Genomic DNA, 7,113 nt, shown 5'->3' on the forward strand with positions numbered 1-7,113 from the left:
TGGTGGATGATTCTCGAACCCTTTTAACCACATTTCTATGACACATGGCACAAACATACCTAAACACTTTGAAAAAGCGGAAGAGCTGTCCGAACTGCTCGATAGCATCCTGAACATTATTACCATTGATAGGGTCTTTCTATCCCGTAAACAAAATGAAGGCAATACAGAATATTATTTCCTTACCCTTTTTGTGGATGTCAACAATGATCCCCTTCCCAATGAGATCCGTTCCTTAGTTGCAAAAAAGGGAAAGAAACATCCTGATTTCAGGATAAGGGTCTATACAGAGAACCAATCCGAAACAGGTCTTGAAAGAGGATCGCTCTATTTCCTGGAACATTGCTGCCTCGGGAAAACCGTATTCGCCCATCCCGAGGGAGAGAACATCATGGATTATTCAACAATGGCCTACAACACGCTCATGAAAAGGGCTTCTCGCTATCACAAATCTGAATTGGGAAAAGTAAATGCCTTTGCCAATACTGCGGACATCTTGATTAAGGAAGGGGATTATGCCATTGCCACCTTCAACATGCACCAGGCCTTTGAACTTTCGTTCCGGTTCATCGAACAGATGTGCATAGGAAGAAGTATGGTAACACACAGTATCATTAGCCACATCAACTACTGCAAACAGTTCTTCCCCACCCTGCAGCCTTTTTTGGAAACTTCCGAGTTGAAGAGCAATGAACTGCTGCTCCTTTTGGAACATGCCTACAGTGTTGCCCGGTATGGCAATGAGTTTGAGATTACAAAAATTCAGACCAAGACCATCCAATCCAAGATGAAGGATTTCATCCAAGAAGTGGAGTCCATTTTCAATAGGCATCTCGAACAGTGCAAAGACCATATCGAAGGAATCGAAAAGAATAAAACATCTCCAAAAGAAACCAGGATTGTCAAAAACAATAATGAACCATCCTTATTTAGTCAATTGAAAGAACTGGAAAAAGAGCACTTCTTTGCCCTGAAGCCCTATATTCCAGAAAAGGGATTGTACAGCATCGATCTCATAACCGAAGGATATGGGGAAACCTCATTTATGATCTCCAACTTGATCAAGGTCTGTATCACTGCATTGGAGACGGAGAATTATTCGGCACGTGCCGTTCCCCAATCCTACCGCAATATAAGCGAGGTTCTTGGATATATATTGGATCTGATTCCCCATGATGAAATGGAATTCTTGGACAAGGTCAGAAAATTGCTATCCGAACAAAAGACAACCGCGACCCAATAAATCCATTCATATGAAATCAAAGAAACAAAGGTTAAAGACCTTGGAAGAGATCCAACAGCTCAGAAGCAATCTTTCGGGACTGTTGGGAAATAAAAAGTCAATCGACCCCAAGGGAAATCATGTATCCTTCGAGGTCAGGGACAATAACCATCTTTTGACACAGATTATCAGTCTTCTGGAGGTATGTGTGCTTGCACTTGATGGGGAGGGAATGATGTTGTTTCCTGCCAACCAAAATGTATCAAAAGAGGATAGTGTCATCCAAGTATTGGAACTGGTATTGAGCATCCTTCCAGATAGTCAAATGTACTTCATGGACAAATTGGACGAAAAGCTATCGAAACTGGAAAACAAAAAATAGACTCATGAACCCTAACGAAGAAAAGCTCATCAAGGATTTGAGACACCACTTAAATGAACATACTCCAACCCTTGTTCCCCATCCATATTTCAAGGACAAGTTCCAACCCAGCTTCTTTTATCTTGATGGTCATGCCGATTTATTATTGACCGTCCGTGCCTTGCTATATCTTTCCACAAGAGCAATTAATCCTGAACTTGGTCAAGATGATGTTATGGACAAGAACCAAGAAGAATATATCCATCAGGCAATGACCGTAGCCAACCGGTTGATGCCAGTTGGGGAAGAGGCCCTAATGGACCATGTAAACCTATTTTACAGGGAAGAAAAGAAAGACCAAAAAGAGGAATGATTTAGTATTGCTTTCTCAAAACACACACCTCATTTTTTATTTTTACGCTAAAAATTCCTTGATCTTACTGGGCTAAACATGTTTTTAAGCTAAAAACTGCATTTATCCTTAAATTTCAAATGGTCAAAAGATTGAAGACGTATCGACACTTTATCCATACACCGAACAATCATTTTTTCATCAAAAATTCATTGATTTTACTGGGCTGAGCGCATTTTTTCATCAAAAATGGCACAAACCCAATGAACCAATTTTTTCAAAAAACACCCTAAAATCGGGCCTTTCCGAAGGAAAATGAATCAATAGCGCTGCGCCAGCACGCTATCCTCTTGCTATTCCCTTTCTTTTGCAAAGTAAAACAAACTGAATAGCTTCATAGTTGGTTAACCAAATAAGAGAAAGTATATTTAGCTTTCCAATAGGTATGGAAATTTGTTTGGGTCGAGAAATAAGCTTTCTTTGAAAATTCCGATAAATTTATAATCGACAAACTGATTTCCATTCTTTTAAAAACAAACGAGTTAACTTAAGTAGACCCATTAATGGAATTAATCGTTAACAGAATAAAATATAAACTTCCAAATGAAGAAGGACTAAGAATAATTGTATCAGCCAATAAAGACTTAATGTTTCATTTCAACCTTAGTTATTTCAAGAAACGGTTCTTAATTGGTGAAGAAAAAAAAATAGATGAATGGGCTCTTGAAAATGAAATTGATGAAGATAGTTATATTGGTTTCAGCTTTTCAAGAAACGCTGCAGAAGAATATTTGGAATTACCTTTTATCAAAGAGTTTGAATATTATTACACTCTGTGGCTTCTAGCAAATTATTTTAAGAGTACTGGATTTCTAATACAAATAAAACCAAAGGGAATAGATCTTTCATGTTTTGAGTTTATTAATGAGCACAATGACTTTTGGGATGTTTACAAAAAATGGGATTTTAAAATAAACACTAAGTACAAGGAATTAACATTTAACATAGGGAGTTCTGAATCGTACATTAGCAAAGACAAAATTGACCTAAACGAAGACTTGGGCAATATTTCTTGTATTCTATCAAATAAGGAAATTCAAAAATCTAAGCATATTGGTCTACAAAAATCTAAGGTTGTTGCCAATAGAAAATTAAAAACACAACAGGGCCTTGAATCTTCAAAAGCACCAATTAATTATGCCTTTAGATACAAAGAATTAAAATCCTTTTTTAATTCGAAGCTGAAACCTTCAAACAAAATCATGTTCCATTCAATTGGATTTGATAGTTTAAGAGCAGACAAGGTAAGTTTTTCCAAGAATAAAATGCTTTTTCGAAATGGACAAACAGATATTAATCCAATTACTGGAATGCGTAATTATGGAGTTTATCAAGATGTCCCCAACGCTTTGGAAAAACAGTTCATATTTATTTATCAGAATAATGACGATGCGAATACACTATACAAATATCTAAAAAATGGCTATAAAGGTTTTCCTGGACTTCTTCCTTATGTCAATATCCCTGTAACATTGGCTAACTCGATTGAAAAAGATAAGTATAAAAGACTGGAATACTCTAATATCAATACTTTGATGGATGAGTATAAAAATTTTGAAGAAATAGAACTTAGTGAAGATTATTATCCAAACCTATTTGCTATAGTTATTGGGCCCTTTAATAAAGATGAACCATGTCGTGAATATTTTAATCTTAAGTTATCACTCATAAAAAAAGGAATCCCTTCTCAATTCCTAAACTATGAGAATATAAGAAAGTCAGGTGTTTTCAACTACCATTTACCAAATATAGCCATCGGTATACATGCAAAAATGGGCGGCATTCCTTGGAGACTTGATAGCCCTAAAAAACAAGAACTTGTTATCGGGTTTAATCAAATCGTTTCTGAAGAAGGTAGGTTCATTGGCAGCACGGTGTTTTTTGATAATCAGGGAAGGTTAAAGCGTACGCATGCTTTCGAAGAGCAAAATTCAAGCAATGAAGTAATTGGGTTATTAAAAATAGCCATTGAGGATTATCTAGTGCAGGAAACAGATATTCAAAGACTAATTATACACTACCATAAATCTCTATCACAAAAGGACAAGAGTAATATTGAACGAGTTTTAAGGTCAGAATTCAATCTTTCAATACCTTACGCGGTTGTTGAAGTTAATGATACCAAATCTAGAATTGAATTAGGTTTTGACCCTGATCATGACTTTAGAATGCCTGTGAGCGGCAGTTTTGTCAGGCTAACCCCCAAGGAGTATCTACTTTTTAACAATAATCGTTTTAAAGAAGTTGCTCCAATAGGAGTCAGAGATGAGCTTCCCCTCAAGCTGAAAATTCATTTTGCAGATGAGGCCGGTTTCTCCCATAGAGAATTGATTGAACAAGTTTATGAATTCTCAAGGCTAACATGGAAGGGCTTAAAACAGAGAAGTCAGCCGGCAACATGCTTTTATGCCAAGGAAATAGCAAGGTTTAAAAGCTTTGTTGATGAACCCATACCAGATAATGAAATAACTCAAACAACTCCTTGGGTCATTTAAGATGGAGAAACTAGATTTGGATATTATAATGCAAAAATGTCTCTTTCTTTTTGGGGCTGGTGCAAGTTACGATTCTGGTTGTTTAACCTCTAGTCAAATGTTGGAAGCTCTGGAAGAAGAACTAAACAAGCCAAAATCTTTTAAACTAATTGAACCTGAAGCCGAAGCTCTTCGGTTTGTTATTTCCAGTTTAGAATACCATAGTAAATGGAGAAGTTTAGAAAGTGGGTCTCAATTTAGATTTACCTCCAATATTGAAGAACTAGCATTAGTAATCCGAAAAATAAAAAACAGAGAAAACTTTCTACCCTATCCTATAACAGGTAACTGGGCAGATAAATTAATAACACTAGAAAAACAATTTGACTCCAAAAGTGAGGATGATAAAGGATTGTTTGCCAATTTAGAAAATAAATTAAAGTCCGAATTAGTTCCATTATGGCTCAAACATGATAGTGCAAAATTAGGATATTTGGATCCATTGGTTCAAATTCTTTCTTCTGACAAATTACAAACTCCTTTGGAGTGCTTTACTTTAAATTATGACAAAACCATTGAGGATGCCTTAAAAAAACATGAAACTATGCCTTATACCGGGTTTGTTTCAAGTGAATGGAAAGGTATGGAAACCTTAGATGTCCCCGATAATTTTGACAAAATAAAGTATTATAAATTACATGGATCAATAGATTGGGTTAGGCTTCAACTAGATGGTTCTGTCAAAGAATTGGATGGCTTAACAATGGAACAGAAATCTGACATCGACATTGAGCATAGCCCTTACATTATTTTTGGTCATGGAAGCAAAACATTTTCTTTCAATCCATTTTTTGATCTTATCTCTAGCTTCAAAAAGAAGCTTGAAGAAAGAGACTATATTTTTGCCATCGGCTACAGTTTTTTTGATCCCTATATTAATAATTTACTCATTGAAGCATTAAATTCATCCCCATACAAAAAATTAATCATCATAAATCCTAATTGGGGACCGCATGATTTACCTGCTAATGACGAAACAGAAAAATTTGATTTGTATACTATAAATAGTGGACAAAGTGTTTCACAAATTTTAAGTGAATACATTAGGCAAATACAACTTAACTCATTCTACAGTGAGCTGCCAGAATTCAATCTAAGTAAAATTGGTGGAGAAAAAACCATACATTTTATGGAAATAGGGTTCAACTCATTTCTTGAAAAATATTTTAGTAATGAAGGAAAAGAACTAATAAGCATGATTAGTGACTATGAACAATCTAGGATGAATGAGGAAAGCCCTTTCTAGCTGTAATAATTGAAAGTAATAAAAAATAGATGGCTACAAATAAACATGCGACCATCAGATACAATACACTTGACCGATGCTTTAGTAATCCGGGCAAAAGATATTACATTGAGGATCTTTTAGATGCATGTAACGAGGCACTATTTGAATATGATCCGGATTCGAATGGTATTAAAAGACGACAACTTTTCGAAGATATAAAGTTCATGGAATCCATTCAAGGATGGAATATTCCCTTGGATAAGATTAAAGATGGAAGACGAGTTTATTATCGATACAAAGAAAGCTCATTTTCAATAAACAATAGTCCCCTAAATGAAATGGAAGCTGAAAAACTAAAATCAGCAATGTTAGTATTAAACAGATTTAAGGGATTACCTCAATTTGAGTGGGTAAATGAATTAATACCCAAGTTAGACCAAACCTTTAATCTTTATGGCACCGACCATAACATTATTAGTTTTGAAACAAACGATTTTCTAAAAGGCACTGAGTATATAACACCACTTTTTAATGCAATTCGAAATAGGCAAAGTTTAAGAATTGATTACCAATCATTTAAGAGGGATAAATTAACTTCTAAAATCTTCTATCCGTATCACTTAAAAGAATATAACAATAGATGGTTCGTCTTAGGATTAGAAAAGGAGAACAATAAAATAACAAACTATGCTCTTGACAGAATTCAAGACCTTGAGGAATTTAATGATAAGTATAATGACAGTCTCAATCTAGATTTCAATGAATTTTTTGAGGATATAATAGGCGTTAGCAAACCGTATGACGGTCAATTAATTAAAATTGAAATGATGGCTACAAAAGAACTAGCTCCTTATATCAAGACAAAACCTATTCATGGTTCTCAAAGAAGAATTAGCGATGATGAATCTGGATTTACATTTATGATAGAGGTCATTCCAAACTTTGAATTAATCCGGCTAATTCTTTCGTTTGGAGCAGGATTAACAGTAATTAGCCCACTAAATATAAGAGATGAGGTAATTGGTTTGCTTAACACCAATCTAAATAATTATTAGTTGTGCAGATTGACTGCACAGGTACAAAGTAATATTGCATTGTTAACAAATAAATCTTAGTATAAAATATGACGTCACATTCTAATAGACATATCGATGAACTTCAAAATCAGCTTTGGCGCATAGTCAATATTTTGCGTCAAGATGGCATTGATGGATAAGCCGGGTAAACTGACCCACCTTCGCCGGATGAAACTGACCATGGCAAATGGACTGCCCAGATTTGATCTATCCTTGGGTTAAACTTAGTTTTTATTTTTCAATTTTCTTCTCATTGATTCTCCTTTTATATCTATTCTGT

Annotated in this window: 6 protein-coding genes; all 6 read left to right on the top strand. The window is 35.0% G+C overall.

Annotated elements, in window-relative coordinates:
- The first annotated feature begins 37 nt into the window (after window positions 1-37).
- The 6 genes from GO009_RS06730 (at window position 38) to GO009_RS06755 (ending at window position 6,812) form a co-directional block, all read left to right on the top strand.
- On the top strand, window positions 38-1,243 hold the full coding sequence (locus tag GO009_RS06730) for a HEPN domain-containing protein (RefSeq protein ID WP_163625442.1): 1,206 nt from the start codon (window positions 38-40) through the stop codon (window positions 1,241-1,243).
- A gap of 10 nt (window positions 1,244-1,253) precedes the next feature.
- Window positions 1,254-1,604 (top strand): hypothetical protein, encoded by a 351-nt coding sequence (locus tag GO009_RS06735; RefSeq protein WP_163625443.1) that lies wholly within the window; start codon window positions 1,254-1,256, stop codon window positions 1,602-1,604.
- A gap of 4 nt (window positions 1,605-1,608) precedes the next feature.
- Complete coding sequence (locus tag GO009_RS06740) at window positions 1,609-1,956, top strand: hypothetical protein (RefSeq protein ID WP_163625444.1); 348 nt, start codon at window positions 1,609-1,611, stop codon at window positions 1,954-1,956.
- A 542-nt stretch (window positions 1,957-2,498) separates the two neighbouring features.
- Window positions 2,499-4,490, top strand: coding sequence for a Piwi domain-containing protein (locus tag GO009_RS06745; protein ID WP_163625445.1), 1,992 nt, complete (start codon window positions 2,499-2,501; stop codon window positions 4,488-4,490).
- Window position 4,491: 1 nt separating this feature from the next.
- Window positions 4,492-5,775, top strand: a complete 1,284-nt coding sequence (locus GO009_RS06750; RefSeq protein ID WP_163625446.1) for an SIR2 family protein — start codon at window positions 4,492-4,494, stop codon at window positions 5,773-5,775.
- Window positions 5,776-5,804: 29 nt separating this feature from the next.
- On the top strand, window positions 5,805-6,812 hold the full coding sequence (locus tag GO009_RS06755) for a YafY family protein (protein ID WP_163625447.1): 1,008 nt from the start codon (window positions 5,805-5,807) through the stop codon (window positions 6,810-6,812).
- The last annotated feature ends 301 nt before the right edge of the window (window positions 6,813-7,113 follow it).

The sequence above is a fragment of the Allomuricauda sp. TY007 genome (genome assembly GCF_010468565.1).
GTDB lineage: Bacteria > Bacteroidota > Bacteroidia > Flavobacteriales > Flavobacteriaceae > Flagellimonas.